The sequence below is a fragment of the Spirosoma aerophilum genome, assembly GCF_054782495.1.
This window is the reverse complement of sequence record NZ_BAAGSJ010000017.1, coordinates 541,956-568,355: the sequence shown is the minus strand read 5'-3', so window position 1 is coordinate 568,355 and position 26,400 is coordinate 541,956. Positions and strand designations below refer to the sequence as shown.

24 protein-coding genes and 1 pseudogene are annotated in these 26,400 nt (G+C 51.8%); 17 read left to right on the top strand and 8 right to left on the bottom strand.

The window, feature by feature from the left end:
• Positions 1-19: 19 nt before the first annotated feature.
• Entirely contained in the window at positions 20-343 is a 324-nt protein-coding gene (locus ACYVK4_RS24715) for a hypothetical protein (RefSeq protein ID WP_461130242.1), read from the bottom strand.
• Between the two features lie 102 nt (positions 344-445).
• A complete protein-coding gene (locus ACYVK4_RS24710) occupies positions 446-1,318 on the bottom strand; it encodes a tetratricopeptide repeat protein (protein ID WP_461130241.1) in 873 nt (290 codons plus the stop codon).
• Positions 1,319-1,753: 435 nt separating this feature from the next.
• Here ACYVK4_RS24710 and ACYVK4_RS24705 point away from each other — a divergent pair, with 435 nt between their 5' ends.
• Complete coding sequence (locus ACYVK4_RS24705) at positions 1,754-2,317, top strand: response regulator (RefSeq protein WP_461130240.1); 564 nt, start codon at positions 1,754-1,756, stop codon at positions 2,315-2,317.
• 3 nt (positions 2,318-2,320) lie between these two features.
• Here ACYVK4_RS24705 and ACYVK4_RS24700 read toward each other — a convergent pair whose 3' ends face one another.
• A complete protein-coding gene (locus ACYVK4_RS24700; protein ID WP_461130239.1) occupies positions 2,321-2,842 on the bottom strand; it encodes a hypothetical protein in 522 nt (173 codons plus the stop codon).
• A 403-nt stretch (positions 2,843-3,245) separates the two neighbouring features.
• On the opposite strand from ACYVK4_RS24700, the gene ACYVK4_RS24695 reads away from it, so the two are divergent.
• Together ACYVK4_RS24695 and ACYVK4_RS24690 are read left to right on the top strand one after the other, a co-directional pair.
• Positions 3,246-3,371 carry a hypothetical protein gene (locus tag ACYVK4_RS24695; RefSeq protein WP_461130238.1) on the top strand — a complete coding sequence of 42 codons (126 nt, stop codon included), beginning with the start codon at positions 3,246-3,248 and terminating at the stop codon, positions 3,369-3,371.
• Between the two features lie 23 nt (positions 3,372-3,394).
• On the top strand, positions 3,395-3,847 hold the full coding sequence (locus ACYVK4_RS24690) for a response regulator (protein WP_461130237.1): 453 nt from the start codon (positions 3,395-3,397) through the stop codon (positions 3,845-3,847).
• Positions 3,848-3,870: 23 nt separating this feature from the next.
• On the opposite strand, the gene ACYVK4_RS24685 is transcribed toward ACYVK4_RS24690, so the two are convergent.
• Both ACYVK4_RS24685 and ACYVK4_RS24680 read right to left on the bottom strand, forming a co-directional pair.
• Positions 3,871-4,764 carry a CE1 family esterase gene (locus ACYVK4_RS24685; protein WP_461130236.1) on the bottom strand — a complete coding sequence of 298 codons (894 nt, stop codon included), beginning with the start codon at positions 4,762-4,764 and terminating at the stop codon, positions 3,871-3,873.
• Positions 4,765-5,082: 318 nt separating this feature from the next.
• Positions 5,083-5,631, bottom strand: a complete 549-nt coding sequence (locus ACYVK4_RS24680) for a heme NO-binding domain-containing protein (RefSeq protein ID WP_461130235.1) — start codon at positions 5,629-5,631, stop codon at positions 5,083-5,085.
• Between the two features lie 472 nt (positions 5,632-6,103).
• Between ACYVK4_RS24680 and ACYVK4_RS24675 the strand changes: the two genes are divergently transcribed.
• The 3 genes from ACYVK4_RS24675 to ACYVK4_RS24665 all read left to right on the top strand — a co-directional run bounded on the left by ACYVK4_RS24675 (position 6,104) and on the right by ACYVK4_RS24665 (position 10,572).
• A complete protein-coding gene (locus ACYVK4_RS24675) occupies positions 6,104-9,373 on the top strand; it encodes a PAS domain-containing sensor histidine kinase (RefSeq protein ID WP_461130234.1) in 3,270 nt (1,089 codons plus the stop codon).
• A 113-nt stretch (positions 9,374-9,486) separates the two neighbouring features.
• A complete protein-coding gene (locus tag ACYVK4_RS24670; protein WP_461130233.1) occupies positions 9,487-9,933 on the top strand; it encodes a response regulator in 447 nt (148 codons plus the stop codon).
• Between the two features lie 48 nt (positions 9,934-9,981).
• Complete coding sequence (locus ACYVK4_RS24665; protein ID WP_461130232.1) at positions 9,982-10,572, top strand: hypothetical protein; 591 nt, start codon at positions 9,982-9,984, stop codon at positions 10,570-10,572.
• Between the two features lie 118 nt (positions 10,573-10,690).
• Here the strand turns inward: ACYVK4_RS24665 and ACYVK4_RS24660 are convergent, their stop codons facing one another.
• Positions 10,691-12,007, bottom strand: a complete 1,317-nt coding sequence (locus tag ACYVK4_RS24660) for an esterase-like activity of phytase family protein (protein WP_461130231.1) — start codon at positions 12,005-12,007, stop codon at positions 10,691-10,693.
• 158 nt (positions 12,008-12,165) lie between these two features.
• Here ACYVK4_RS24660 and ACYVK4_RS24655 point away from each other — a divergent pair, with 158 nt between their 5' ends.
• The 4 genes and pseudogenes from ACYVK4_RS24655 (at position 12,166) to ACYVK4_RS24640 (ending at position 16,891) form a co-directional block, all read left to right on the top strand.
• On the top strand, positions 12,166-12,543 hold the full coding sequence (locus ACYVK4_RS24655; protein WP_461130230.1) for a transposase: 378 nt from the start codon (positions 12,166-12,168) through the stop codon (positions 12,541-12,543).
• Positions 12,544-12,554: 11 nt separating this feature from the next.
• Positions 12,555-13,466, top strand: a pseudogene (locus ACYVK4_RS24650) (IS3 family transposase); the annotation flags it as partial.
• A 931-nt stretch (positions 13,467-14,397) separates the two neighbouring features.
• A complete protein-coding gene (locus tag ACYVK4_RS24645) occupies positions 14,398-14,772 on the top strand; it encodes an ATP-binding protein (RefSeq protein ID WP_461130229.1) in 375 nt (124 codons plus the stop codon).
• A gap of 1,270 nt (positions 14,773-16,042) precedes the next feature.
• Positions 16,043-16,891, top strand: coding sequence for a sensor histidine kinase (locus tag ACYVK4_RS24640; RefSeq protein WP_461130228.1), 849 nt, complete (start codon positions 16,043-16,045; stop codon positions 16,889-16,891).
• A gap of 351 nt (positions 16,892-17,242) precedes the next feature.
• Here the strand turns inward: ACYVK4_RS24640 and ACYVK4_RS24635 are convergent, their stop codons facing one another.
• Together ACYVK4_RS24635 and ACYVK4_RS24630 are read right to left on the bottom strand one after the other, a co-directional pair.
• Positions 17,243-18,430, bottom strand: a complete 1,188-nt coding sequence (locus ACYVK4_RS24635; protein WP_461130227.1) for a M20 metallopeptidase family protein — start codon at positions 18,428-18,430, stop codon at positions 17,243-17,245.
• Positions 18,431-18,516: 86 nt separating this feature from the next.
• Positions 18,517-19,212, bottom strand: a complete 696-nt coding sequence (locus tag ACYVK4_RS24630; protein ID WP_461130226.1) for an RDD family protein — start codon at positions 19,210-19,212, stop codon at positions 18,517-18,519.
• Positions 19,213-19,383: 171 nt separating this feature from the next.
• Between ACYVK4_RS24630 and ACYVK4_RS24625 the strand changes: the two genes are divergently transcribed.
• From ACYVK4_RS24625 to ACYVK4_RS24595, 7 genes are all read left to right on the top strand, one after another.
• Positions 19,384-20,340, top strand: a complete 957-nt coding sequence (locus ACYVK4_RS24625) for a stage II sporulation protein M (protein ID WP_461130225.1) — start codon at positions 19,384-19,386, stop codon at positions 20,338-20,340.
• Positions 20,324-21,214, top strand: a complete 891-nt coding sequence (locus tag ACYVK4_RS24620) for a hypothetical protein (RefSeq protein ID WP_461130224.1) — start codon at positions 20,324-20,326, stop codon at positions 21,212-21,214. Before ACYVK4_RS24625 ends, ACYVK4_RS24620 begins: the two co-directional genes overlap by 17 nt.
• The gene (locus ACYVK4_RS24615; protein ID WP_461130223.1) at positions 21,198-22,001 is read left to right on the top strand and encodes a DUF4129 domain-containing protein; all 804 of its coding nucleotides are present in this window, start codon (positions 21,198-21,200) and stop codon (positions 21,999-22,001) included. The genes ACYVK4_RS24620 and ACYVK4_RS24615 overlap by 17 nt, the downstream gene beginning before the upstream one ends.
• A 28-nt stretch (positions 22,002-22,029) precedes the next feature.
• Positions 22,030-23,214: a DUF4350 domain-containing protein gene (locus tag ACYVK4_RS24610; RefSeq protein ID WP_461130361.1), complete on the top strand. Its 1,185-nt coding sequence runs from the start codon at positions 22,030-22,032 to the stop codon at positions 23,212-23,214.
• A 112-nt stretch (positions 23,215-23,326) separates the two neighbouring features.
• The gene (locus tag ACYVK4_RS24605; RefSeq protein ID WP_461130222.1) at positions 23,327-24,316 is read left to right on the top strand and encodes an AAA family ATPase; all 990 of its coding nucleotides are present in this window, start codon (positions 23,327-23,329) and stop codon (positions 24,314-24,316) included.
• A gap of 108 nt (positions 24,317-24,424) precedes the next feature.
• Positions 24,425-25,564 (top strand): hypothetical protein, encoded by a 1,140-nt coding sequence (locus tag ACYVK4_RS24600; protein WP_461130221.1) that lies wholly within the window; start codon positions 24,425-24,427, stop codon positions 25,562-25,564.
• Positions 25,561-26,385, top strand: coding sequence for a tetratricopeptide repeat protein (locus tag ACYVK4_RS24595; RefSeq protein WP_461130220.1), 825 nt, complete (start codon positions 25,561-25,563; stop codon positions 26,383-26,385). Before ACYVK4_RS24600 ends, ACYVK4_RS24595 begins: the two co-directional genes overlap by 4 nt.
• The last annotated feature ends 15 nt before the right edge of the window (positions 26,386-26,400 follow it).

The window sequence follows — 26,400 nt, the reverse complement described above, 5'->3', positions numbered from 1 at the left end:
ACCAGAATTGGCGGGAAGATCAGTTTGTGAGAATTTCCAGTTGGGTTGTTTGTAGACCGGCGGCTTTAATGGTCAACATCATTTTGCCAGGGGTGCCTTTTTTGGCGCGAAGGATGGCCAGCACCCTGCCGTTATAGGCCTGCCGTTCCCGAGAAGCGAAGGAGACCAGATTCGCCGGGTCACCATTGTCGGTGGCTACGATTTCGCCGGCGCCCTGTATGCTAAAGTTTACGGCATGAGCGGCATCGGGAACCATCAGGCCGTTTTTGTCAACGATTTTAACCGTCACAAACGCCAGGTCTTCCCCGTTGGCCTGTATGGCAGAACGGTCTGCCTTCGCCATCAGTCATTAGCCCTCCCCGGACACGTATGCCGTTGGCAGGCAACTGTAAATCTATGCTTTTATCCCCAACCGGAGCGTGTTTTTATACGTGGCGAACGCCCCTTACCCGGCATATGCCTTGCGCAGAACGCTGCCGATCAGGCTCCCGGCAAAGGTCAGGCCAACGGAACCGTACAAACTGAACACCTCCACCTCCCGATGCGTACTCAGCGGGTCTGGCCCGACAACAACATAATACCCAAAGAGAATGACAAAGACCCGCAGCAACGCCAGCACCCACCCTTTTCGGGGCTCCAGGAATCCAATACCGACGGCCGAGGCAGCCGCCCACAAATAGGGCCAGTGAATCACCGAACTCTTTTTGATGATGTAGAGCAGAATCAGGGCGCTGATGATCGTTAAGCCGGCATTTTGAAAGAACTGCCGATCAAAGAATCTGGGCTTACCCACCGGCAGAACGGACGATGCTTTGATACGCTGCTGCTGCTCAAGCTGCTTCGCTTTAGCCAGGTCCTGCTCGGCCTCGGTGGCTTGCTGAAGGTACTGACGGGTCAGGCCCCGCCAGCGGTACGGCTCGGCGGCATCGCCATGCGCATGAAAAATGGCTTTGTCGAAATCCTGGAAAGCCGTTGTGTATTCCTTTGCTTCGAAGTGGATCTGCCCGCTTTCGAGGTGTAGATCGGCCAGCGAGTCGTCGAAGCTTTTGGCACGGGTCAGGTCGGCAAGTGCCGCCTGTGCATCGCCCAGCGCCCGATAGATCCGCGCCCGGTAGAGGAGCGCCACCGTCGACGTAGGCCGTGTTTTGAGGGCGTCGCCAAAGTAGTTGAGCGCTTTGGCGTATTGATCGGTTTCGTACAGGTCAATCCCGTCGCGCAGTCGCTCGGCCTCGATTTCGGCTTTCGACCGTTGATCGGCATAGTAGCGCAGGTAGACAATATAGCCGATAAAAACAGTCAGAGCCGTCAGTTCAAGCATAGCGGGTTGGGCAGAAGATGGATAAAGATGGTACAAACTTCGGTAGTAAATACCGCTTTTATAACGTTTGATTCAGCGATTGTGTGCCGGTTTTACCGCCAATATTTCACTTGTAGTTCATGGAGCCTCCCCCTTATGGACTATGGCCAGCCAACCGACTGCGTTGTACTCGAATGACTCATTTCCAGCTAATTAAAAAACTCGTTGTTTTCAAAAAAGCCGTTCCCTAACTATAGCGTGAAACGCTTGCAAATTAAGCAGGCAAGCGTTTACCTTGGAGCATTTTTTACCACCTCATAGTGGTCTGATGGTTGGCAAATACATCCTCAAAACGACACAACTCAGCTTAAGATATAGCGGCTCTAGCCCGGTGGTCCTACTTACCTAAGTACCTAAACAGAAATTTACGAACGTTTTAGTAAGCAATCGATACGAATGTCGGATAACGATACCTCATACAAGGGCTTTGACGGCGAACGAAAGGCCTTTGAGCGTTCGCTGGCACTTTATAAAGGCCGGGTTTATGAAACGTTTTATCAGGGCGAAGCGGATAGCAACTCTGTGGCAGGTACGCCAGATTTGCCAAAGCCGGTCATTCTGGTCGTTGAGGATAACCCAGACGAGTGGTTTCTGATACGCTGGACCTTGCTTCAGTTGTTTCCAGCTATACAACCGGTCTGGTTATCGGAAGCGCGTGAGGTCATACCCTATCTGGACAGCTGCCGCCAGCGGAAAATGGACATGCCCCGGCTTATTCTGGTTGACTTATACTTGCCGGTTGCCCAGGTAGGTCTGTCGGTTATACAGGATCTCAAATCGAATCCGGCCTATCAGCGTATACCAGCCATTACGCTGAGTCGATCCAATCATGCCGATGATGTCGTGAGCGCCTTCACCTGTTGTGCCAATTCGTACATCGTTAAGCCAACAACCTATGCCGAATGGCGCCAGGGTTTCAATATGCTTCGTTCCTACTGGAATGAGTCGGTTGGGTCATGACATCTAGTCTTCAGAAAGATTCAGCCCGTCCAGCGCCATCTGATGCAGCAGCTTCGCTTTAATGAGCCGAACCGTGCAGCGCTCAATCAGGTCATTATAATGGAGCTGAACGGAAGAAAGCGCTGATTCGTCGGGCTTGTTATGCTGCGACCGCTGCCGGATGTTCAGAAGCCGGTCGAGTGTCCGTTTTAGTATGGTAACCCGAGCGTCGTAGCGTCGGACTCGCTGGTGCTGCCACTGACTGAGTGAAGCAGACAGCCTGGAGGCAGTCTGGACAGGTTCACTTAAAATAAACTGCCATTCTCGCTGAAGCTCCTGCACTGCCGTTAAGAAATGCGTGCCATCGAACGCTTCGAGTGGCAGAGATGTCGATTTCTGTTCATCCACAATGTAGGCGCTTACCAACGCATCGCCCCGTGCAACGATGTCATTTAATAAGTCAAATCCTACTTCCAACTGGTTAATTGGACAGGCAAACTCCCGAAGCTGAAAGTCTGCATCAATAGCCGCCAATATGAGTATCATACGCCAAAAGTCGAACATAAGAGCAGACAATAGACTAAGCTACTCAGGCACATGTTGGTTAGAGAATTGGCTTCTGAATGAGGTAATGGGGTCACCTTCCGGCATTATATTATAAGAAGATTTGAAACCGGTGCGATACGACCCGTGGACTGGCGACGAACTCGATATACCTTAAAACCCGTAGTTATTGTATCATTTTTTCCGAAAACCAATACCCGTCAGTACATAACCGGTCGTTTGAACAGTATTCTATATTGGTATTTAGACATGAAGAATAAGCTGTATTCCCGCCAACCAACTGATTATTAATCAACGCCTGCTGGTTACTACTCCCCTCGCTCCGGATGAGGCCCTGCGACTTGAGTTGATCCATTTCTGTCGCCTGCCGGATACAACTACTGAATTGGACTATAACTACATGTTGCCCCTCACCATGGTTAGTCTGACCGATCGGGAGCTGCCCTCTTTAGCGACCCTGTTTATTTCGGCCTCCACTACCGACTGTATGGCGATAGCGGGCTCGGCCTGATTATTACCCGCCAACTACTGGAATTGATTAATTATGAACCGGAGGTAGAAAATCAGGGAGGAAACGGATCAACCTTCGGGTTTCGGCTAACGTTCCCGATTGCAGAGGCCACGCCAGCCCGCACAACGGTTCGGCTTAACCCGGATGCGTTGTTCCTGGCCGTTGATGACAACCCGATCAACACCCGCATCCTGTCGCATTTTATTAAAAAGAACGGCGGACGAGTGGCTATTTTTCCATCGCCCCGGCAGACCCCTTATAAGGCTATGCGCCTGGATCTGTACATGCCCGAACTGGATGGCTACGAACTGTCGAAGAAACTACAGGAGCTTCAGCCGGGTGTACCGCTGGTTGCCTTGTCGGCCGATGATCGTTCGGAGACGGTCGATCGGGTAAAGTCGTCGGGATTCAGTTTTTTTCTCCGCAAGCCCTTTCTCCCCCACGAACTGATGCATATTCTGACGAAGCTCACCTGAGTATCCGTCGATTATTCTTTACCCTAATTTGCTTTGACGCCAATCTGGCGCATAAAAAAGGTTAATGCTTCCTGATGAACATCAATATCGTTCGGATAGTCGTGTTTCCCGCCAATCACTTTCAGAAGAACTACCTCCGGCTTGCCCTTAGCCTTGTAGGTGTAGCGTTCGATGCGCTTTCCATCGTTGGGGTCGGCATCGGGTACGGCTTCTTCCGTTGGTTTGCCCTGGTAGCGGGCCAGCGTCGCCCAGTAAGCCAGCGTCTGGTCTGTGGAGCGAACGCCCCCCATTGTCATGTTATTACCCAGGTTAACGATTCCGCCGTTGTAAGGGTTGGTGGTATCGTCGGTGCCATTCACGATCATGATGGGCATGGGTTTTCCCGATGGTGTACAATCCATATTGTCGGCGTCGGGCAGGTTGGCAATAATGGCTGTGATGGCTTTGAAAGCATCGGGCATGGTAAGACCAAGTTTATAGGCCATATGCCCTCCGCCTGATGTACCAACCACGAACACGTGCTTCTTCTGCACCTGGTAGTGCTGGCTGAAGTACCCGATCATTCCGCTAAAGAAAGCCTGCTCGTTAACATCCTCCTTATTTGCCTGAGCCGGTGAGGCTTTCCGGCATTCATTCCAGTAGCGCAGATAGGCATCCGGATAAACGACCAGCGCATTCCGGGCAGCCGCCTGTTTGTCCATATTCACGGTGGCTTTCATCATACCCTTACCGTTCCCACCAGAGCCATGCAGCACAAAGATCAAGCTGGGGTTTTGAAGGGGTTGGGCAGGTTTGTTAAAATGAAACACCCGGTAATGATTCTCAACCAGAATGGAATCGGTGATCAGTTGAGCCCGGATGGGAAAAATGAGAAACAGGAAAAGGCCGACGGACAGGCTGGCTTTTATATACGTCATCAGGGCGGTTGGTTTAGTCGGTAGTACTTACAACGGTAAAAGAATAACCCCGGCGGTTTTACTACCCTACCCTTGCCACGAGAGCGCTTTTTGTCGAAGGGGCGCACGCCGTTGAGAAGACAAAAAAAAGCCCCACGGGTAGACCGGTGGGGCAAAAGACGCATAACACCATTAAAACGTCTATCGGGACTCTTTATTGTGCAGTCTGCAACGATTTGCGTTTATTTTTCATATTTTTTTCGTCTTCCATCGCTAACCGGCTAACTGGGTAATCAGCCACTCCGTACTTGACCGGGTGGACACCATCCGTTTTGGCCGTTACGATTCACGTTCCCTGACAATTAAAAATTCCACATGGCTGCCATCTGCCTCCAGGGAGCGTTGATGAATAACTGCCTGTTCGCCATAATGCGCCAATACCCCTTCGATTAGTCCATAGGCCAGATCAGCCATTTTCCGCTTCGACTGATAGATCATGAGCAGCCGTTGCTCATTGAGCCGGGTTGTAGTGAACTGGGGCATCTCCACTTCGGGGTAAAGCTTTTTTACTTCCACATGAATGTAGTCGTTCACGGACTCCAGAAACGAAAAGGCATCGGGAGCCACATGAATAAACGGCTGGTAATGGAGCAGGAAGCTCTGAAACAAATGCCGCCCAAACAGGCGAAGAACATCAGGTACTGACTGGTTCAACCGTTGACTTAAATTGCCAATCAGCAGCGTCATTTCCTGCGAAGGGTAAAAACCGGCTGCCGTATAACTGCCACCCGATGGCAGGTCGGTGGTTAGTAAAAGAGAATCGACTAACTCATAGCCGAATTGCACCTCCACCATATTGAGCAATTCTGTAAAAAAGAAGCCTTTCACGCCAGTAAGGGTTGATTCACACGCATTGTAGGTTTAAATATATGTTTATTTAAGGAATCTACGACCTCATTTTTATAGTTTAAAACAACTAAGTACTTTTAACTACTGACTAAAAACGTATGCCTATAATTGTAGTCCACTAGTAGTTAGAAAGATATATAAATCCCTTTTCGTGCTTTATATAGTCATATCCTACTATCCACCCATTCGACTGGTTAACTCTGGGCAATAGAAGCGCCTGCTGCGGCAAACGGTTTTCAGGCTTAGCGGCTTGAAGAAGTTAAGGCTGACCAGTCGCTTCACCACAAACTACCCTTCTTTTCCCTGAAATCAGGATGCTTTGCCAACATAAACCCCGCTGTTCACTACCCGTCCGGTTGGCCCTTTGGTGTACTTACTTCCGGGTAAAAAAAGAATTTAGAACAGAGCCCCTTTTTTAATGTTAATCTGATAGCTAAAATAAAATGAATCGATGGTCGGTGAGCGTAACGCTTTTGATCAGGATAGGGTCGCCCAGTTAGAAAAACTGCAGCTTGTTCTTCAGGCAGCGGGCATTGGCGTTTGGGAAATAGACCCGACCAACCTAACCGTTCAGGCAGATGACCGTTGCCGGGAGCTTTATGCCTTGCCCGCCACGGGCCTGGTCAACTACGCCCAGTTGCTGACCCATGTGCATCCCGCCGATCGGGAACGGGTACAAAGCGCCGGGCAGCAGGCACTCGCAGGCTCCTCCGGCGGGGCATTCGACATTCGGTTTCGGATAAATGGGCTCAACGGTGAGCCCGTGCGCTGGGTTCGCAGCCAGGGTAAAGTCCACTTTAACGAGCAGGGCCAGGCTTACCGCTTTCTGGGTATGGCCGAAGACGTGACGAAAGCCGTTGAAACTCAGCTGCAAACTCAGCAACTGGCCACCATCATTGAAAAGACGCCGTATTACGTAGCCATCACGAATCTGGATGGCCACATTCGGTATGTCAATCCTTTTGGCCGACAGCTCCTGGGGCTCGATACGGAAGAGGTGACGAGAAAACAAATCAGCGATTTTTTCAAACCTGACGATTTTCAGAAAGTGGTCGGTGAAGTTCTCCCGGCCGTGCTCGCAGCCAGTCAGTGGGAAGGTCATCTGGCCATGTCTCACCTAAAAACCGGCGAATCCATTCCCGTCGAAACCATCGCTTTTTCCCTGACCGATTCGATTACCGGCCAGCCCAGCGCACTGGTTGCTCTAAATCGCGATCTTCGGCCCGAGCTGGCCGCCCGGCAACAGCGGCAACTGGGGTTGCAGCAGCTACAGGCCAGCGAAGCCCGGTTTCGTTCATTGATTGAAGAAGCGCCGGTGGCGACCTGCCTGTTTGTAGGACGGGACCTGATCATTGAGGTTGCCAATAAACGGATACTGGACATCTGGGGCAAAGGCGACGGTGCCCTGGGGAAACCACTGGCGGAGGTTCTTCCCGAATTAACCGGTCAGCCTTTTCTGCAGATCCTGGATGACGCCTATACCAGCGGCCAACTGTATCAGGCTACGGCCGATCGCTGTGATCTGGTGATAGACGGCGAATTGCAAACGTTCTACTTCAATTTCACCTACAAACCCCTACTCGACAAGCAGGGGCAGGTATACGCCATTATGAACATGGCCGTCGACGTAACCGAGCAGGTTACGATTCAACATAAATTACGCGCCAGTGAAGCCAGTGTGCGCTCCGTTATCAAAGCGGCCCCCGCAGCTATGGGCCTGTTCGTCGGGCGGAATCTGGTTATTGAAATGCCCAATCAGGCTTTCATCGACATTGTCGGGAAAGGGCCTGATATTGAAGGTAAGCCCTTAGCCGAGGTGATGCCCGAACTGGAAAACCAGCCCTTCCTGCAAATTCTCGATGATGTCTATACATCGGGCAAGATGTACCAGAGTTACGGAGCACCGGTCGACATCGTACAGCAGGGCGTGATGACGCACAACTTTTATAACATCACCTACACCCCGCTTTTTGATTCGGATGGCAACGTATATGCCATTCTGGACATCGCCATCGACGTAACTGAACGCATCGTGGCGATGCAGAAAATTGAAGCCAGCCAGTTGCAGCTGCTCGCCTTGTTCGAACAGTCGCCGGTGGCCATTGCCATCATCCGGGAACCTGATCTGACCTTCTGGATGGTCAACCCGTTTTATGCTGAACTGACGGGTCGCACACCGGACGAACTGGTGGGCAGGCCCCTTCTGGAAGCCCTGCCCGAACTTCGGGGACAGGGCTTCGATATACTGCTAAAGGAGGTAGTGGCAACCGGTGTGCCGTACATTGCTGAAGAAGTCCCCGTAAACATTGTCCGGCATAACCAGCTGGAAACGATCTATGTGAACCTGACCTACCAGCCACAGCAGGAAACGGATCGCCATACGGGGCTGAAACGCATTATAGGTATACTGGTCGTGGCTACCGATGTGACGCAGCAGGTGCTGGCCCGGCAAAAAGTGGAAGAGAGCAAAGAACAGCTGACCATGGCGGCCCGGCAGCAGCAAAGGCTTATCAACATCATGGAGGCAAGCCACGAGTTCATTGGCCTTACCGATCTGGACGGGCGTGTTCAATACGCCAACCCGGCGGCCAAGGCCATGCTAGGCTGGGATACGGTTGACGGGAAAACCATTCTGGACTGTGTACATCCCGACGACCGGGCCACGGCCCGAACGGTGCTGGCTAACCTGATAAAGGACGGCTACGCATCGCACGACATTCGTTTCATGAACACCCAAACGGGTAAGCCGTTCTGGCTCCAGTGGAATAATGTAGCCGTTCGGGACACTGTATCCAATGACATTGTGAGTCTGGCCATGGTCAGTCCCAACATTACCGAACGCCGGGAGAGCCAGCAGGCCCTGCGTGAGAGTGAAGAACGCTACCGAACGCTATCTGCCGACCTGGAGGAGCAGGTGGCCCATCGAACCAGGGAACTGGTAGCCCGGAATGCGGAGTACGTAAGCATCAACGAAGAGCTGGAAGAGACCAACAAGCTGCTGGTCCGGTCCAACGACAACCTGCAGCAGTTTGCCTACGTAGCCAGCCACGACCTGCAGGAGCCGCTCCGCAAGATCCAGCAGTTTGGCGATCTGCTGAAGAACCAGTTCAGCGATCAGGTGGGCGACGGGCTCATGTATCTGGAGCGAATGCAGGTAGCCGCCAACCGCATGTCGACGCTGATCCGCGACCTGCTTAGCTTCTCCCGCATATCTACCCAGCGGAAAAATACCGATTTCATTCCACTCAACCAGGTCGTGAACACGATTCTGACAGACCTGGAACTGCTTATTCAGGAAACGGAGGCCGTTGTTGCGGTCGATCCGCTGCCAACTATCCAGGGCGATCAATCGCAGTTGGAACAGCTCTTCCAGAATTTGCTCAGTAACGCGCTGAAGTTTCAACAGGCCGACAGTATCCCGAACATTCATGTGAGCAGTCAGCAACTACCCGCAGCCGAATTACCTTCCTTTATACAGCCTTCCCGGAGTGCCCGCCACTATCACCGGATTGACATAAGGGACAATGGCATTGGCTTCGACGAGAAATACCTCGACCGGATTTTTCAGGTGTTTCAGCGGCTGCACGGCAAGAGCGAATTTGCCGGTACGGGCGTCGGGCTGGCCATTTGCGAAAAGGTCGTTGCAAACCACGACGGGGCGATTACGGCCACCAGCCAGCCCGGTCGCGGGAGCACGTTCAGCATCTACTTCCCGGCCTAACGCATAAACTAACGATGTTCAGGCTACCACCATTTCCCGTGTAATAAATTTTAAAATCCAGCCACTGCTCTCCGGAGTATGAACCCTATTTTTCGCATCAACTCCATTCAACCATGCCCCTCCGTCCCGACCAACATTGTGAAGTCGTTTTAATTGATGACGACGACGACGATTTTTATTTGCTTCAGCACGCTTTTCACGTTTATTCCAAACAGATCACGCTCCATCATTTAACCGATGGCAGCCGTTTGCTGTCTCCTTTTCAGACGGCAACAACGCTCCCCAGCCTGGTGTTGCTGGATATGCACATGCCCGGAGTAGACGGCTATGAGGTGCTGCGATCGTTGAAGAGCGATGTGAACTTAAAGAATATTCCGGTGGTGGTCTGGTCGGGCCTGTTGTCTGACACGCAGGTGAATGCCTGCTACGAAGCCGGGGCCAGTTCCGTCGTGTTCAAATCGGGGGATCAGGCGGGCCTCGATCTGGTGGTGAAGCAGCTTTGCGAGTACTGGTTCTCGGCCGTCCGGTTGCCGTTTTATCCAAAACTATCGGATTGTTAACGGGATTAGTGATAAATTTCCTGACCGACTTTTCTCACACCCGTGTCAATGACCTACCGGTTTTGGTTGCTGCTGCTTTTTCTAATCCCCGGCAAACTACCTGCCCAGCCTGCCATCAGCGGCCTGGGGCCCTATGCACTTGGCAGCACCACGCCCGACTCACTGACAAATACAGCTTTCCGGGAAGAAGGCCAGTCGCTGGTAAAAGGAACAATTGCCTTACCCTGCGCCCATATCCGTACGTTCCGGGCCAGCAGCGTCACCATCTTGGGCCTGGTGCTCGCTGACGTTTACCTGTTTTTCTACGACAATACGTTATTCAAAATTTCCTGTCCCTACCCCGAGGCTCTCGAAAAAGCGTTCGTCGCCAGGCACGGGAAAGGCAGCCCCACCCCACCCATCAGCCGGTCGCTTTGCCCGAACAGTCCCGACAAGCCCATGACCATCCGGCGCGAGGTCTGGCCGAACGGCGACATCATGGCGGTAGCTGTTCAGGCCAGTGGTTACACAGCCGGCTGCCAACCGGCTACCGAAGCAAGGCTTACCGTTGTCAGCCAGCGTTTTTCGGCCCTCTCCTCCGACTGCGACCTGACGAACCCCTATCGGTTTATTGGGGATATGGTGCCCCCGGAACGGTAAGGAAATTCACCTCTTGTGATCCCAGCGCCAGCCATACACACGTATCGGAGATCTGCGACCTTGGTCACAGACCTCCGATAGACAAGAGAACGACTAGCTTACCAGCTGATTGACCGGACTATTTAACGGGTGCCTTCAGCGTAATGAAATACACCCGGTTTCTGTCGATCGTATTGGTAGCGGGCAAACGTTTAGCCGTGTAGGTACCGGTGCCGGTCACCCCAAAATCATCATCGTTGGAGATGGCCACCAGCGTTGGGCTGATCAGCGCAAGACCTTCTGCTTTATCATGCGGATAGACCGGGTTCGTTTCGGTTGCCAGATCCAGCACGAGCGTTTTCGAAACGGGCACAATACCATTTGTTTGCAAGGCCGCTGCGGTTTTCAGTTCTTCAACGGTTTTACCGCTATACAGTTTACCGTTGGCCCCATTGGCCGGGTCCGATATATCCGTGGCACCCGTCAGATCAATTTTATAGACCCGCTTGAACAGGGTACTTTTGTTGGCATCGGTTCCGTATTCGCCATCGCGTTCGAGGACTAAAAAGGTGGTGTTAGTGATGGCCGCTATTTCGCTGATTGCCTGCAGGTTCGATTTCTCGATCAGGTACACGAACTGTCTGGTAGCCCCGGTGGCGATGTCGAACGTCAGTATACGCGTCACCAGTGACCCTGAAATAGCCGCTGAGGAGGGGTTGTACAAGGGAAACTGCATGATACCCACCAGCGTTTTCCCGTCGGGCGTAAGCGTCAGCCCTTCCATACCCCGGTTAGCCCGGCGCATGGCGAAGACGAGGGGAATGGTACGCCCGCCGGTACCCGTCCCAAACGGGTTAATGCGTTCGATGGTTTTGCCGCTGGCATCGAAATGAACAAGGTGAGGGCCGTATTCATCACTCACCCAGAAGGTCCCGTCGGAGGCAACCGCCAGACCTTCGGAGTCAATACCGTCGACGCTGGTGCCGAGGTTGTTGCCCGTCACATCCAGGGCCGTTTCGCCGGTGCCGCCCTGGTTGGCCGGGTTTGGCAAGCCATTCAGTTTGCCCCCCGTACTGTTTTTGAGCTCAATGATCGTCTCCAGTACCATCAGGCCGTCTTTGAGCCGAAACTTACCGATCTGAGGAGCAAAACCGGGCACGGCAAAGACCTTCGAATTGGCCGCCGTACCGTCGATGTTGGGGCCCCGGTCGGTCAGCATAAAGAAAGCGCCGGGGTCGTTCGGATCAGCAGCGATCGCCGAGCCAAATCCGCCGTTATACACCGTCACGCCATTCACATCAGTCAAAACCGCTGGCAGAAACGTGCCGGGGTTGGTAGCATCGACAGCAGCGGGAAAATTAGGAACGGAAACAAGCCGGTGATCCTCACAGGCGCTGGTCAGCAGGGCAAGGGTTGTCATCACGCCAAGGGTGGCGCGCAGGGAAACGTGGGTCATTGTAGCGAGGAGCGATTAGCGGGTAAATGCCCGCAAAAGTCGTCGGCATCCATTACCTGAATATGACCGATCCGCCTGCGTTTGTCAACAGATTGTTAAGCCGATTGACTGTCTTACACTGAAATAGGTTGTCAGATTTTCACCAAAAATCGACAACCATGCAAGACCACATTCGAGACCTTTTGAGCCGTTTCCAGTATAGCGAACAGCTAAGAGAAACCGCCGTTTTCCGCATCCTCTTCGGCGGAGAAGATGTAAACCAAGTGATGACGGATTTGGGTATTCACAGTGGATACACGATTCGTAGTTGGGTGCAACTCTACCGTCAGAAGATGCAGACGGGCCTGCTAACTTTACCCGCCATGAAGCAAGCACAAAAGCGCGACATGGCCGCCCTCAAGCAGCGCAACCAAGAGCTGGAACAGACTCTACAGCAAGCCAACTTGTTGATCCTGGCACTCAATACCATGATTGAGACCGCTGAAAAAGAACTCAATGTGCCGATCCGAAAAAAGTCTGGCACCAAACGGTCTTAAAACTTCGTGAGAACGAGATAGCAAAGGCAAGCGTCGGAAGCCTTTGCCGACTGTTTGGTGTGAGCCGACAAGCTTTTCACGCTAAAAAAAGTCGCTCCCAGCGATCGGTGAGCCATGCGATGTTAGTATTGGATCTGGTAACGGCCCTTAGGCGAGACGTGCCTGGTTTAGGTACTCGGAAATTACACCTTCTGCTGGCAGAACCGTTAGCTAAAAGTGGCATCAAATTAGGAAGGGACAAGTTGCATAAGATCCTACAGACTCACGCAATGGTCATCCGTCAGGGTCGACAGCCACCCCAGACCACCGATTCGAATCACCGCTTACAAAGATACCCTAACCTACTGATTGATAGAGAAATATCGGCTCCTCGGCAGGTTTGGGTTAGTGATATTACGTACTTGTATATTGGGTTGGGATTTGGCTATCTTTCGTTAATTACGGACGCTTATTCAAAGCTAATTGTGGGTTATTGTCTTCACCCATTTTTAACAGCGGAAGGTAGTATTAAGGCCTTGGATATGGCCTTATCAACCCATTTGGAAAGGGTAGAAGAACTGATCCATCATTCCGATCGAGGGAGCCAATATTGTAGCTTTGACTATGTTCACAAGCTGAAAGGTGCTAATATTTTGATTAGCATGACTCAGCAAGGTGACCCTTACGAAAATGCCATCGCCGAACGGGTGAATGGAATATTAAAGACAGACTTTCGGCTGAACCGGGTGTTCGTTACTTTCGAGGAGGCCGAAAAAGCGGTTGAAAAAAGTATTTACAATTACAATCATCTTCGTCCCCATATGAGCTGTGGTTACCTGACTCCGGTGTTAGCCCATCAGAGCGAACAACCGCTCAAAAAGCATTGGAAACCGAAGATCTACAAGCGCTCAAAAGTTGTTCGGGACCAAGGTCAATTTGGGTAATTCAATCCGTTTCATCTACTTTGACAACACTTTATCAGTATTAAGATTACTCACTAATTTCTCATCTCAAAACTGACAACTTATTTTCAGGATCGGACAACGGTCAACACTTTTCCGGACGGGTCAACCCAAAACCGTTCACGAAAAGGTTGCCTTTCATGAACCTACACTATGAAAAGTACAAAAAATTGAAGAGAAGAGAGGAAAACGTTCTAGCTGCACATTAACGGTATAATACCATTCTCAAAATGAATCTCACCCGTGTGTTAGCTGGTCACTAGCCATTCTGATCGCACGTCGATGGAGGGTTATATAAGGGCTGTTAGGCTGTCCTGTTTGAGCGGGTTTCGGCGATATTCTAACTGTTTACAAACTGTTGAACTTAATCCGTCACTTACGCTTGAGACGTAGCGGAGCAAACGCGTCAAAAAGATAAATCGAGGAAAAGTAAAAAATTACGTAATTAGCTCTTCTGAAACTACTTGGCTATCACAAATTGTCGACTCAACTCGTATCATAGACTACGAGTTGAGTTGGACAGATCATAAAACCTGCCTTTTTACAAGACGGTTACTTTTGATAGGTGTCCATTTCAGTCCATAGCCTAGTGCGATAGACCAGGAAATACAGTAACGCCCTATTGCTTATACTTTACGTCAACCAGTGGCTGTAACGTATAACCTGTGCCGTAATCATCCAGACGGGGCTAATACGGTTGTTTATAACGTGTACAGCACTAGTAGTCCCGTCTGTTTTGACATCCTGGGTGAATTTTTTATTCCGTTTGCCCAACGCCTATCCCTGGTCGTAGACCAGGCCCAGGAGCCAGTAAGCGCTCCGGCAACGCGATTAAGGAAGCTGCTGACTGATCGATAGAACGAAAACTTTTTTAGTTAGTCATTCAATAACTTTGTTCCACACCTCCGGTGCTATGAAAACCTGGCCTGCCTTAAAAAATAAGTTGCTCCTCTATCCAATCATTTTATTACCATTTTTTCCTGGTATTTATTCCTGCTCCAACCTGCAGCAGCAGGGGCAAACCAATCCAATTGCGGATCAGGCTAAACGGACTGTGGTAGCTGACACGTTGTTAACTTCAGCCTCCATGGTGAGCGACCACAGAACGGGTATACCTGAGTCGGTCAGAGCCAAGATCTTTCCGCCTTTCTTTACCACTAAGTCCAGGGGTGAAGGTACCGGCTTGGGCTTGTCCTTGAGTTATGATATTGTCACCAAAGGGCACGGAGAAAAGTTGGAGGTAGAAGCAACAGGGGATAAGGGTACAACCTTTTTAATGACGATCTAGACCAGACCCCTTAACCATGAAACTAATTTTCTTCCTGTTAGGGCTTCAATTCAGTGTGTCAATCTGCGTTGCTCAAGTTTTTCAAATCGATTCGCTTTCTAGCGATGGACTACTACTCAATAAAGGCTGGAAATGGCAGGTCGGGGATAATCCTGCCTTCGCTAAAGGTGATTTTAATGATTCAGCCTGGCAGGCGATTGATCCGACAAAGGATATTATGGAGTTGAGGCAACTCCAGGATGGTAGAATTGGTTGGATACGATTGAAGATAAGAATGAACCCCTCCCTGGTGCCCATCCCACTCGTGCTCCTTGTGGGTCAACGAATAGCCTCTGAAATCTACATTAATGGTGAATTGATGGAACGGTTCGGTACGCTTACCCCCACCCCCAAAGCGGCAGTGGTCTATTGGAATACGGTACCTCTCCCAAAAGATAGACCGGACGTGCTCATTGCTGTTCGGTATGGCTGTCAAAAAAATGTATATTATAATCGATTTGCTAGTATCCGGAATCCTTTTTTTTCGACCCGGCTGATGCCCGTAAAATTTATACCTTTTTTAGTACAGTCAATAAATACACTTATAGCCTTCCCCTTTATTAAATTTGGTGCATTTATCATTCTCTTTGTTTTACACCTATTCATTTTTATTTTATACCCTCAACAAAAAGCAAACCTTTTTATTTCCGGTATGGCTTTTTGTTATGCCGGCCATTCCTTAATTATCGGGGTAGTGTACTATTCTGTACCCATCCAGGAAATGGCTTTATATATGTCTGTCGGAGCAGTTCGAGTCTTCCTGTTCTCGTTAGCTTATTTGTTTTTAATCATGGCTCTTTATGACATATTTAGTTTTAGCGTTGATCTACTTTTTCGCCTGGTGATCGTAATGACTATAAGTTTATTAGTTGGCTACTTTGCCAGTTACAATCAAGGGGTACTCATTTCAGAAATTGGTACCGGCATATTCTTTTCCTTAACGTCTATTTATTTAATCGCAAAGGCCCTTAAAGCAAAAAAGCCAAACGCTGGTATCATGCTGATTGGTTTATGTATTTCTGTACTGTGTTTAACTTTTCGCTATTTGAATTTCTTCGGTTTTCATACCTATTCGTTAGTGGGGAATACTCTAGGGGATAGTATTGACCTAATTGGCGTTCTAAGTATTCCCATCAGTATATCTTATTATTTAGGAAGCGATTTTGCGTATATCAATAAGACATTAACCCGAAAATTAAACGAAGTTCAGGAGCTCTCCCAAGAAAAACAGTTGATTTTAGCCAGCCAAAATGAACGCCTGGAACAACTGGTAGAAGCCCGCACAAACGAGCTCCGCGCGTCTCAGGTCCAGCTCATCCAAAAAGAGAAACTGGCCAGTCTGGGGGAATTAACGGCGGGCATCGCCCATGAGATTCAGAACCCCTTGAACTTCGTTAACAACTTTGCCGAAGTCAGTACCGAACTGGTCAGCGAGTTGGCCGAGGAACAGCAGCGGGCAGATCGGGATATCCAACTGGAAACCGAATTGCTGGGGGACCTGAAACAGAACCTGCAAAAGATCAGTCATCACGGCGGTCGGGCTTCAGCCATTGTGAAGGGCATGCTGGAGCATTCGCGGGCCTCCACTGGCGAAAAACAACCCACCGACCTCAACGGCCTGGCCGAGGAGTATCTGCGGCTGGCTTATCACGGGTACCGGGCCAAGCATAAACACTTCAACGCCCAACTTATTACGGATTTCGACACCAGTATAAGGCCAACCAGTGTGGTCGCTCAGGATATGGGTCGAGTGCTGCTGAACCTCTGCAACAACGCTTTGTATGCGCTTGTCGAGCGTCAATTGCGGGCTGAAGTGGACTATGATCCCACCGTTTGGCTGCGTACACGCCTGGCTGAGAACCAAATTCAGATTTGGGTAGGTGACAACGGAACGGGTATCCCGTCGGAAACTATTGGCAAAATCTTCCAGCCCTTTTTCACCACCAAACCCACGGGAGAAGGTACGGGCCTGGGCTTGTCGCTAAGTTATGACATTGTCACCAAAGGACACGGCGGAAGCCTAACGGTGGAGAGTCAGCCAGGCGAAGGCACCACGTTTTTGATTCAACTACCAGCCTAAAACGATACTTTATGGGCCAACTTGAGAATACGTTTCTATGTCACACGATTCCGTTCTCTTCCATCTTGACCCCTGAGGAACAAAGAAACCTTACTGATTAGGCTATTGGGCGTCAGTAAGTGTCTTGGAAATAGACAATTTAGTAGACTGATTGAATCGATGTCTCTTCAATACGGATCATTAATTTAGTGCAAGTAGTAGATTAACTTTAAACGTTCACGAAAAGGCTCAATTAACACGTCAAGTCAGATTTGCCAACGACATGACTCAATAACTACTTTTTCTAATCCAGGTTGGAGTATTGGTACTGGGTGGCGAAAAACTTGGGGAGGATGTTGCCACCCGTTTTTGCTACACCACCCGCAATTCCTGCACGGCCAGCCAGCTCATCAGGCCCGCGCCTGTTTCCAGGGATGATTCGTCGATGTCGAACGTGGGGGTGTGCACACCCGACACAATACCCCGCGCTTCGTTGCGGGTGCCGAGCCGGTAGAAACACGAGTCGACAACCTGCGAGTAGAACGCGAAGTCTTCACCCGCCATCCATAAATCGAGGTCAACGACGTTGTCGGCTCCCATGTACTCGACCGCCTGCGAGCGTACCCGCCGGGTTAGCTCGGGGTGATTTTTGAGGAACGGGTAGCCGTGAACGATGGTAAATTCACAGGAACCGCCCATGGCTTCGGCCATACCTTCGGCAAGCTTCACCATCCGTTTCTTGCCCTCGGCGCGCCATTCTTCATTCATGCACCGGAAGGTACCCTGAATGGTCACTTCGTTTGGAATAACGTTGGTAACACCGTCGGCAATGAAGCGGCCAAACGACAACACCGACGGGCTGGCGGGTGGCCGGTTGCGGCTGATGATCTGCTGCAGGGCGACAATAATGTGCGAGGCAATTAAAACCGGGTCGACCAGATTATCCGGCATGGCGGCATGCCCCCCTTTGCCCCGAACGGTCAGGTACAGCTCGTCGGTACTGGCCATGTACATGCCTTCGCGGAAGCCGATTTTACCCACCGGGATATTGGGTGCTACGTGCTGGCCGATCATGCTGATGGGAGCCGGATTTTGCAGAACCCCCTCTTTGATCATCAGCGAAGCCCCGCCCGGTGCTTTCTCTTCGCCCGGCTGAAAAACGAGCTTCACCGTTCCGTCGAACTGGTCGCGCAGCACGTGTAGAATGCGGGCAACGCCCAGCAGGCTGGCCGTGTGCGCATCGTGACCGCAGGCATGCATGACGCCCTCAACGGTCGATTTATAGGGAACATCATTGGCCTCGTGAATGGGCAGCGCGTCCATATCGGCCCGCAAAGCCACTACCCTCGAACCGGGGTTACGGCCTTCCACAATGGCGACCAGGCCCGTATCAGCCACGCCTTCCTGGGGCGTTATCCCGATGGCTTTCAGCTGATCGGCCACGAAGCGGGCCGTATCTCGCTCCTGAAACGACAATTCGGGATGGGCGTGCAGATGCCGGCGGGTTTGAACAATATCGGCTGCGTATTGCCGGGCAAGAGATTTGATGGAATCGAGCATAGTGGCTGGGCCAGGCGCTGTTTGGCCCTTTTAAATGATTAAACGAACCCGCCAGAGCGGTCCGACACGGCGGCCTTCCGGCCGCGTTACTGCATCGTTATAAACTGATAATCGGTGATAACCGTTTCCAGAAAGGACAGATTTGGCAAATCCGTCTGAATTCCCGTGACCTGTTTGATCTTATCGGCCGTCCGCTCGATCAGCCTGTCGTCGCCCAGGCGCAGGGCCTGACGCACAATGCCCATGTCGCGGTCCGACAGCAGCCGGACATCCGGAAACTGCAACACGTAGGTTGGCGATATCGGCTGCATGAGTATATCGTCCAGCGAAACGGGAGGCTTTAGTTTCACGACCGTAGTACCGGCAGCAATGTCGCCCAAACGCTGGCCTTTGCCGTTGGCCGCCACGGTAATGATAGGAACAACACCCCCCAGAAAACCCACCGATTCGATGATGCGCAGCAGCCAGCGCAGCAGGTAAGCCCCCAGTCCCGGCTGCGACCCATCGAGCATGACCACCCGGATACCCACGGCAATCTTGCCAAGGCTTCGGCCATTCAGCAGCCACTCAGACAGCAGGTCATACAGGGCAATGGGCAGCACCACGATAAAAGTGTAGAACGTTCCCGGTGTTAGATTCAGCCGGGCGGGAATACCAAAGACAAGCAGCAGCCAGCCAAAAATGACCAGATAATCCAGTAGAGCCGCCAGAATGCGGTCGCCGATGCTGGCCGGTTCATACTCAACTAAAACATTCTGGGATGTGCGGATCGTAACAGACATGCGTAATCAACTAAAAACGGCCCGCACCTGCGGTCAACAGCCAAAAGTCGGAAGTCTGGCTGTGTGGTCAAAATATTTCCGACAAAAGTGACAGCAGTCTTTCTTAAAACAGATTTTTAATCCAACTTAACACTCTTTACAACGACCTGCCGATTCACGTCGGCTTACTGTATGCGCGAAGCTCTTTTCGTTAAACGTAATTCCGACAAGTGGCGCGACATGGAGCAGAATCCAACACGCGACCCCGACGAACTGACGGCCCGCTTCGTAGAACTGACCGACGACCTGTCGTATGCCCGGACGTTCTACCCCGACTCGACGGTAACCCGCTACCTCAACGGGCTGACGGCGCAGATGCACCGTGGACTGATGCAAAACCGGCGCGAAGACCGCAGTCGGTTTGTTACCTTCTGGAAATACGAGCTACCCCTGCTCTTCAGGCAGTCGCATCCACTCCTGGCCCTCTCGGCGGGCATTTTTCTGGCGGCCTGTATACTGGGCTGGCTATCGGCCGCGCACGACAACACCTTCGTGCGGCTTATTCTGGGCGACAGCTACGTGAACATGACCATCGAAAACATCAAAAAAGGCGACCCGCTGGGCGTATACAACAGCAGCGACCAGTCGACGATGTTTATCCAGATTACGCTCAACAATATTTTCGTCGCCTTCCGCACGTTCATCTTCGGCCTGTTTGCGTCTTTCGGCAGTATGGCCATGCTCTTTTACAACGGCGTTATGCTGGGAGCCTTTCAGTATTTCTTCTACGAACGCGGCTTGCTCCTCGACTCGGTCCTTAAGATCTGGATTCACGGAACGCTCGAAATATCGGCCATTGTCATTGCCGGTTGCGCCGGCCTGACCGTCGGCAACAGCCTGTTGTTTCCGGGGACCTACTCGCGGCTTGAGTCTTTCAAACGAGGCATGAAACAAGGCATAAAAATTGCCATTGGATTAGTGCCTATCTTTATCATGGCAGGTTTTCTCGAAAGCTTCATCACCCGACTGACCCTCCCTCCTCTGGTTAGCGGAAGTATCATTCTGACATCGGCCGCTTTTATCGTCTGGTATTTCATTCTGTATCCTATACACCTCAACCGTACCCTGAGCCATGATTCAACTCTTTGAACAACGCGATTTCGGCACCAAAATAAATGTCACCTTTCAGTACATTATCCAGAACATGCGCAGCCTGGGGATGGCTCTGCTTTACATTGTTGGGCCGGTAGCCCTGGTAGCGGGTATCATAACGGGCATTATGCAGTCGGATATGCTCCAGCTGGTGAGCGATTCGTCGCCATCAGACCCCAAAGACCCGATGGCGACCCTTCAGCTGATGAGCAAATTTATATCCCCCAACTTCTGGCTGGCCATCGTGTTCGGCATTCTGGCCAACGTCGCGGTCGTTCTCACCACCTACGCGCACATGCGGGTGTACGACCGCACCGGGAGCAGCGACATCAGCGTGAGCGACGTTTGGCTGGAAATGCAGCCCATGATCGGACGCGCTGTACTGATTACCATTCTTAATTCGATCATCACGGCGATTGCCTTCATTTTTTTCCTGATTCCCGGCATTTATGTGGCCGTTGTGCTCTCCCTGTCGCTGGCGGTGATGGCGTTTGAAGGTACCGATTTCGGCGCTACCTGGACCCGTTGTTTCCAGCTCATTCGGGACAAATGGTGGTCTACCCTGGGGTTGATTTTCGTTATGGGCCTCATCGTCAGCCTTATCGGACTTCTATTCGCGGTACCCACAACGGTCATTGCGTTTCTGACGGGTGCCAAACTGCTCCCCAACGTTTCGGTTGTCTGGCTTATTTTAGGGAATGTGATCAATCTGGTGGGCCGAACGCTGCTGAATGTTGTTTTATACACAGCTATCGGTTTCCAATACACCAATCTGGTGGAACGGCAGGAAGGCCGGGGCCTGATGTCGGCGATTGATTCTATTGGCACATCGACGACGCAACCACGCGCAGCGGATGAAGGAACGTATTAAGTCAGTAGCGCGTGCGTGGTTCATTCCCCGTTGGGGCGTACGGTCTGGTGCCCGTTTGCTGGCGCTGGCTCTTTGGTGTGGGTGCCTGCCAGGGGTTTCTCCCGTGGCTTTGGCGCAGATCAAGCCCAACACGCCCCCCGTTGTTGCCCGCGACGACCGGGCGCCCGTGTCGGTGCGTTACCCCAAACAGGATCATTGGCGGGATCTTCAAACGGATCGTGACTACCAATATAGCCGGGACGCCCCCCCGCCCGAAAATCCACTGGCGCGGCTCTGGCAGTGGCTCCTCCGTAAGATCGGCGAGTTTCTGGCGAGTGAATCGTACCAGAACGTCTGGCAGTATGTGCTGCTGGTCGCTATTGCCGGTGTTGCCATTTACCTGCTCATGAAAGCGGAAGTGCTGGATTTCCTTTTCCCGAAAAAGGCCGAGTCGGCTGGTCTGGCCTATGAAAATCTGGACGAAAACATTCACGAACTGGATTTCCAGACGGCCATTGACGAAGCTGTCGGCCTGCGCAATTTCCGGCTGGCCGTTCGGTTGTTGTATTTGCAAACGCTCAAGCACCTGACCGACACCGGCCGTATTCAGTACAAACCCGAGAAAACGAACCGGCAATATGTCAGCGAACTGGCTAACTCATCGCTACGGCCCGATTTTGAGCGCCTGACAAGCCAGTTTGAATTTGTCTGGTACGGTGATTTCCCCGTCGACGACGCTCAGTTTGCCAACTTGCAAACGGCGTTTGCCCGGTTTAACAAAGCGGACCGACAACAACCAACAACCTAAAATTACGGCCAGGACGGCACCTTACACGTTGCGAAAACCGAATAAATACCTGTTCATCCTGCTTGCCACGATCACGGCCTACGTACTCTTTGAGTATTACCGACCGAAGCCCATCGACTGGAAAGCAACGTATGAGAATGACGACAAAATTCCGTTTGGCACGCAGGCGCTGTTCGAGCTGCTGCCCGATGTGATGTCCCCTCCGGCGATTAAGACGGTGCGTTTACCGATCTATAATTTCCTGACGGAAACCTCATTGCCGGCCCGCAGCAACTACGTACTCATCTGTCAGGAGCTTGACGCCGACAAAAACGACCTCAAACACCTTTTCGCCTTTGTGCAGCGGGGCAACAACGTCTTCATTTCAGCCTATGACCTCCCCGACTCGCTGGGCATTACCCTCGGCTTCAAGGCACTGGTGAAAGATCCGTCGAAAGCCGATTCGACCCTTCGGCAAAACTTTGTCAACCCGTTGTTCCGAAAGGCCGGCGGCTACAATTTCGTTCACGATGACGGGCGCAATTTCCTGAGAGTTAACAAGCCCGAGAACATTACGGTGCTGGGTCGCAATGCCCGACAGGAACCTACTTTTATTCGGATTCAGTACGGAAAGGGCCAGTTCTTCGTTCATAACCTACCCCTGGCGTTTACCAACTATTATGTGCTGAGTCAGAAAACGTCGGATTATGCGTTTAAGGCTTTCTCTTACCTGCCCGCCCGGCCTACATACTGGGACGAGTATCAGAAACAGGGTCGGTTCAATGAAGACGAGCAGTCTATTTTCCGGTATATCCGTTCGCAGCCGGCGCTGAACTGGGCGTATTACCTGATTGCTTTTGGCCTGATCGTTTACGCCATTTTCGCCGGCAAGCGAACCCAGCGTATCATTCCGGTAGTAGAGCCGCTCAAAAATACGTCGCTGGATTTTGTGCAGACGATTGGCCGTATGTATTTCCAGCAGGGTGACCATGAAAACCTGGCCCGTAAAAAGATCCAGTATTTTCTGGCCGACATTCGCGAACGGTACGGACTGAACACCACCATGCTGGACAAGGACTTTGCCGAAGCACTCGCCCGGAAAAGTGGTGCCCCGCTGGACGAAACCGATCAGCTGGTGAGGCTCCTGCGCGATGCTCAGAAAAGCATCTCCCTGTCGGAATACAATTTGATTACGATAAATCAGGCAATGGAAAATTTTAAACAAACTATCTGAACCGGGATTCTTATGATTTTTCTGACTGACTATGCTTTTTGCTTTCATAGAAAGCTCCTTACAGAAATCATGGTCAGTCAGAAAATCATAAAAATCCCGGTTTTGACACCCTATGGACTCCTTTCAAACGCGTATCGACCTTACTTCCCTGACTGCCTCCATCCATGCCATCCGTGCCGAAATTGGCAAGGTGATTGTTGGGCAGCACCAGACCATCGACCTGCTCCTGACGGCCCTGCTCGCCGATGGACACGTACTCATTGAAGGCGTGCCCGGCGTGGCCAAAACGCTGACGGCGAAATTGCTGGCCAAAACTATGTCGGTGGGCTTTAGCCGGATTCAGTTCACGCCCGACCTGATGCCGTCGGATGTGCTGGGAAACTCGGTTTTTGTCCCCAAAACCGGCGATTTCACCTTTCGGCAGGGACCCATCTTCTCAAATCTGGTGCTGATTGATGAGATCAACCGGGCACCCGCCAAGACGCAGGCCGCTCTTTTTGAGGTCATGGAAGAGCGACAGGTAACGAATGACGGCACAACCTACCCGCTCGAAGAACCATTTATGGTGCTGGCGACCCAGAACCCCATTGAGCAGGAAGGTACCTACCGGCTGCCCGAAGCTCAACTGGACCGGTTTCTGTTCAAGATCGTTGTTGGCTACCCGGTTGGCAATGAAGAAACCGACATTTTACGGGGGCATCACCAGCGACAGAGCGCCGGTCGGCGTAACCTGAACGACGCACTGGATACCGTTCAGGCCGTGTTGACCGCTGAGCAGCTGGCCACATTGCGCGGACAGGTGCACCAGGTGCATGTAGAAGATAAACTGTTCGATTACATCGCGCAGATCGTGCAGTCGACCCGAACCAACAAGTCGCTCTATCTGGGGGCCTCGCCACGGGCGTCTGTTGCCTTGCTCAACAGCGCCAAAGCGCTGGCTACGCTACGGGGACGCGACTTTATTACGCCCGAAGACGTTCAGGAACTGGCCCCATCGGTATTGCGTCACCGCGTGCTGCTAACCCCCGAACGGGAAATGGAAGGCGGCACCGCCGATGAAGTCATTACCCAGCTCGTCCAGAAAATTGACGTGCCCCGATGAACATCTTCGACACGTACCCTAAACGTCCTTTACTCCTGATACAAACCAACCCTGAAAGGGTTGACTATTGATAACCCCGGATGCAATCCAGGGCAGACGTAGACCCCGATGAAAAGTAGGCGACATACCCTCTACCCTATCCTGCCAGCCCGTTGGTTGAGCGCAGGCCGATGGTGTCTGACCGGCCTGTCGGTTTTACTGTTCATTCTTCATTCGTCACTGACAAAAGGGCAAACTCGGGAACAGCTTACCGGCACCTGGATTGGCGTTCATACGAAGCTGGACGCCGATTTTACCTCCCCGCTCCCGACCTACATGCGGCTATCGGCCGACAGCACCTATCAATTGGGGCTGGTCGATGGCTCAGCGGATACCAGGAAATCGACCTGGGCCATTGAGGGCGATCGGGTGCGGCTCGACACCATTCATTTTGCTCCCCGGCTGGTGAATGTACAAGACGATCTACTGCGCATCGGAACGATGTTCCCCATGGTTTTTCGTAGATTTTCGGACATTCCTATGGACTCCGCCAGTACCTATAAGCAGTTGAGCGGACGAGTCTGGCAATCGAACAACCTGACTGTTTCTCTGTATGCCAATGGGCAGGTTAGCCTGGAAAACCCCGCAACCAGACAGCGTACAGTACATTTCTGGCGGCTGGCCACATTTGGCAACTCCGTATTTCTGGTCATTTTTGGTAATCAGCAGAATCGCGAGGGGGGTTATAAACCATTGTGGCAAATAACGGATGTGCTCCCGAAGCAGATGCAGGCCATTGGCTGGAACGGCTGCGCGGTGGCAACGGAAACGTTCCGGCTCATACGCAATCTCGCCCCCGCTGAAACCTGTCAGCCTACGGAATTCCAAACGTGCTCCAACTGTTTTCAGGCCGCGCTTCATGAAGTTCGACTGAGTCATAACGCCAGGCAATATGAACTCAACCAACTACTGGCCAGGCATTACCAACCTGTCAGCCAAAAGGAGCAGTCCGGTCTGCTGACGATAAAGTTTGTGGTGAACTGCGCTGGTCAAAGCGGTTTGTTCGACGTAAAGGGGTTTGGAGAGGACTATTGTCCGAAGGCGTTCGATAGCCAGCTCACCAGCCAGCTACTCGCCCTGTGCCGGAACCACATTGCCGTCACTTCGTTTCTGCATCCCGGACAAGACCCCGCCGAACAAACCTATGACACGGCCGTTTCGCTCACCCTCCGACTCAGGGACGGACAAATAACCGATATTCTACCATGAAACAACTGGTATTTTTATGTCTCTTATCGACCACGGTATTCGCTCAGGACGGCGAGTATCAGGTAAGATGGACGTCGGTTATGCTGGCCAATAACCGGCAACCGATGGGCTTGCCATTTTTTATATCCGGACGGCGGGGCCCGCAAATGGACAAACCCGATATGTCCGAAAACTCGGTCCAGACCTATCGCGGCCGGGTATTTAATTATCTGGCAGAACGAAACTATGAGGAGGCAACGGCATGGATGGAGAAAATGGCCAGCCGTTTTCCGAAAGAACACGGGTTCATCGGCGAGAACTATCTCTCCCGGCTTCACGATTACCCCCGTGCGCTGCACCACCTGCAAGCCTACGATGCGCGAACCACCAACTTCGACGATATGATTGGGAACAATCCCGTCAGCTACCTGCTGGGGCTGACCCATCGCGGCCTTGGCGATCATCCGAAAGCGATCTATCACTTTAGCGTCGGCATCGACTCGCTGGCGATAAAACACGGAGCCGAATGGGTCAATTACCGGCATTTTGTGAGCCGTGCCGTTAGTTATATCGCCACCAGTCAGGCCGAAAAAGCACTCGCCGATCTGGAGAAAGCGACTAAGAATTACCCCAAAAGTGCACTGGCGGTTTACCACAAAGGACGGGCCTATTTACAACTCAACCGGTTCACCGAAGCCCGAACAGCCTTTCAGGATGCTTCTTTCTTCTACAAAGCTTTACGAGCCGAACGTACCGGCGATTACCAGGAAGACAATGACAACCCGCTCTACGAAGAAGAAATTGACGAGGCCTTAAGTAAACTTAAACAGATAAAACCGTAACTTATGCACTCAACT

Coding starts and splice junctions, on each gene's coding strand:
- ACYVK4_RS24685 (WP_461130236.1), bottom strand. CDS start 4,764: ATGACGTATATAAAAGCCAGCCTGTCCGTCGGCCTTTTCCTGTTTCTC.
- ACYVK4_RS24675 (WP_461130234.1), top strand. CDS start 6,104: ATGGTCGGTGAGCGTAACGCTTTTGATCAGGATAGGGTCGCCCAGTTA.
- ACYVK4_RS24700 (WP_461130239.1), bottom strand. CDS start 2,842: ATGATACTCATATTGGCGGCTATTGATGCAGACTTTCAGCTTCGGGAG.
- ACYVK4_RS24600 (WP_461130221.1), top strand. CDS start 24,425: ATGAAAAGTAGGCGACATACCCTCTACCCTATCCTGCCAGCCCGTTGG.
- ACYVK4_RS24670 (WP_461130233.1), top strand. CDS start 9,487: ATGCCCCTCCGTCCCGACCAACATTGTGAAGTCGTTTTAATTGATGAC.
- ACYVK4_RS24665 (WP_461130232.1), top strand. CDS start 9,982: ATGACCTACCGGTTTTGGTTGCTGCTGCTTTTTCTAATCCCCGGCAAA.
- ACYVK4_RS24605 (WP_461130222.1), top strand. CDS start 23,327: ATGGACTCCTTTCAAACGCGTATCGACCTTACTTCCCTGACTGCCTCC.
- ACYVK4_RS24655 (WP_461130230.1), top strand. CDS start 12,166: ATGCAAGACCACATTCGAGACCTTTTGAGCCGTTTCCAGTATAGCGAA.
- ACYVK4_RS24635 (WP_461130227.1), bottom strand. CDS start 18,430: ATGCTCGATTCCATCAAATCTCTTGCCCGGCAATACGCAGCCGATATT.
- ACYVK4_RS24595 (WP_461130220.1), top strand. CDS start 25,561: ATGAAACAACTGGTATTTTTATGTCTCTTATCGACCACGGTATTCGCT.
- ACYVK4_RS24645 (WP_461130229.1), top strand. CDS start 14,398: ATGAAAACCTGGCCTGCCTTAAAAAATAAGTTGCTCCTCTATCCAATC.
- ACYVK4_RS24625 (WP_461130225.1), top strand. CDS start 19,384: ATGCGCGAAGCTCTTTTCGTTAAACGTAATTCCGACAAGTGGCGCGAC.
- ACYVK4_RS24710 (WP_461130241.1), bottom strand. CDS start 1,318: ATGCTTGAACTGACGGCTCTGACTGTTTTTATCGGCTATATTGTCTAC.
- ACYVK4_RS24715 (WP_461130242.1), bottom strand. CDS start 343: ATGGCGAAGGCAGACCGTTCTGCCATACAGGCCAACGGGGAAGACCTG.
- ACYVK4_RS24615 (WP_461130223.1), top strand. CDS start 21,198: ATGAAGGAACGTATTAAGTCAGTAGCGCGTGCGTGGTTCATTCCCCGT.
- ACYVK4_RS24630 (WP_461130226.1), bottom strand. CDS start 19,212: ATGTCTGTTACGATCCGCACATCCCAGAATGTTTTAGTTGAGTATGAA.
- ACYVK4_RS24660 (WP_461130231.1), bottom strand. CDS start 12,007: ATGACCCACGTTTCCCTGCGCGCCACCCTTGGCGTGATGACAACCCTT.
- ACYVK4_RS24705 (WP_461130240.1), top strand. CDS start 1,754: ATGTCGGATAACGATACCTCATACAAGGGCTTTGACGGCGAACGAAAG.
- ACYVK4_RS24620 (WP_461130224.1), top strand. CDS start 20,324: ATGATTCAACTCTTTGAACAACGCGATTTCGGCACCAAAATAAATGTC.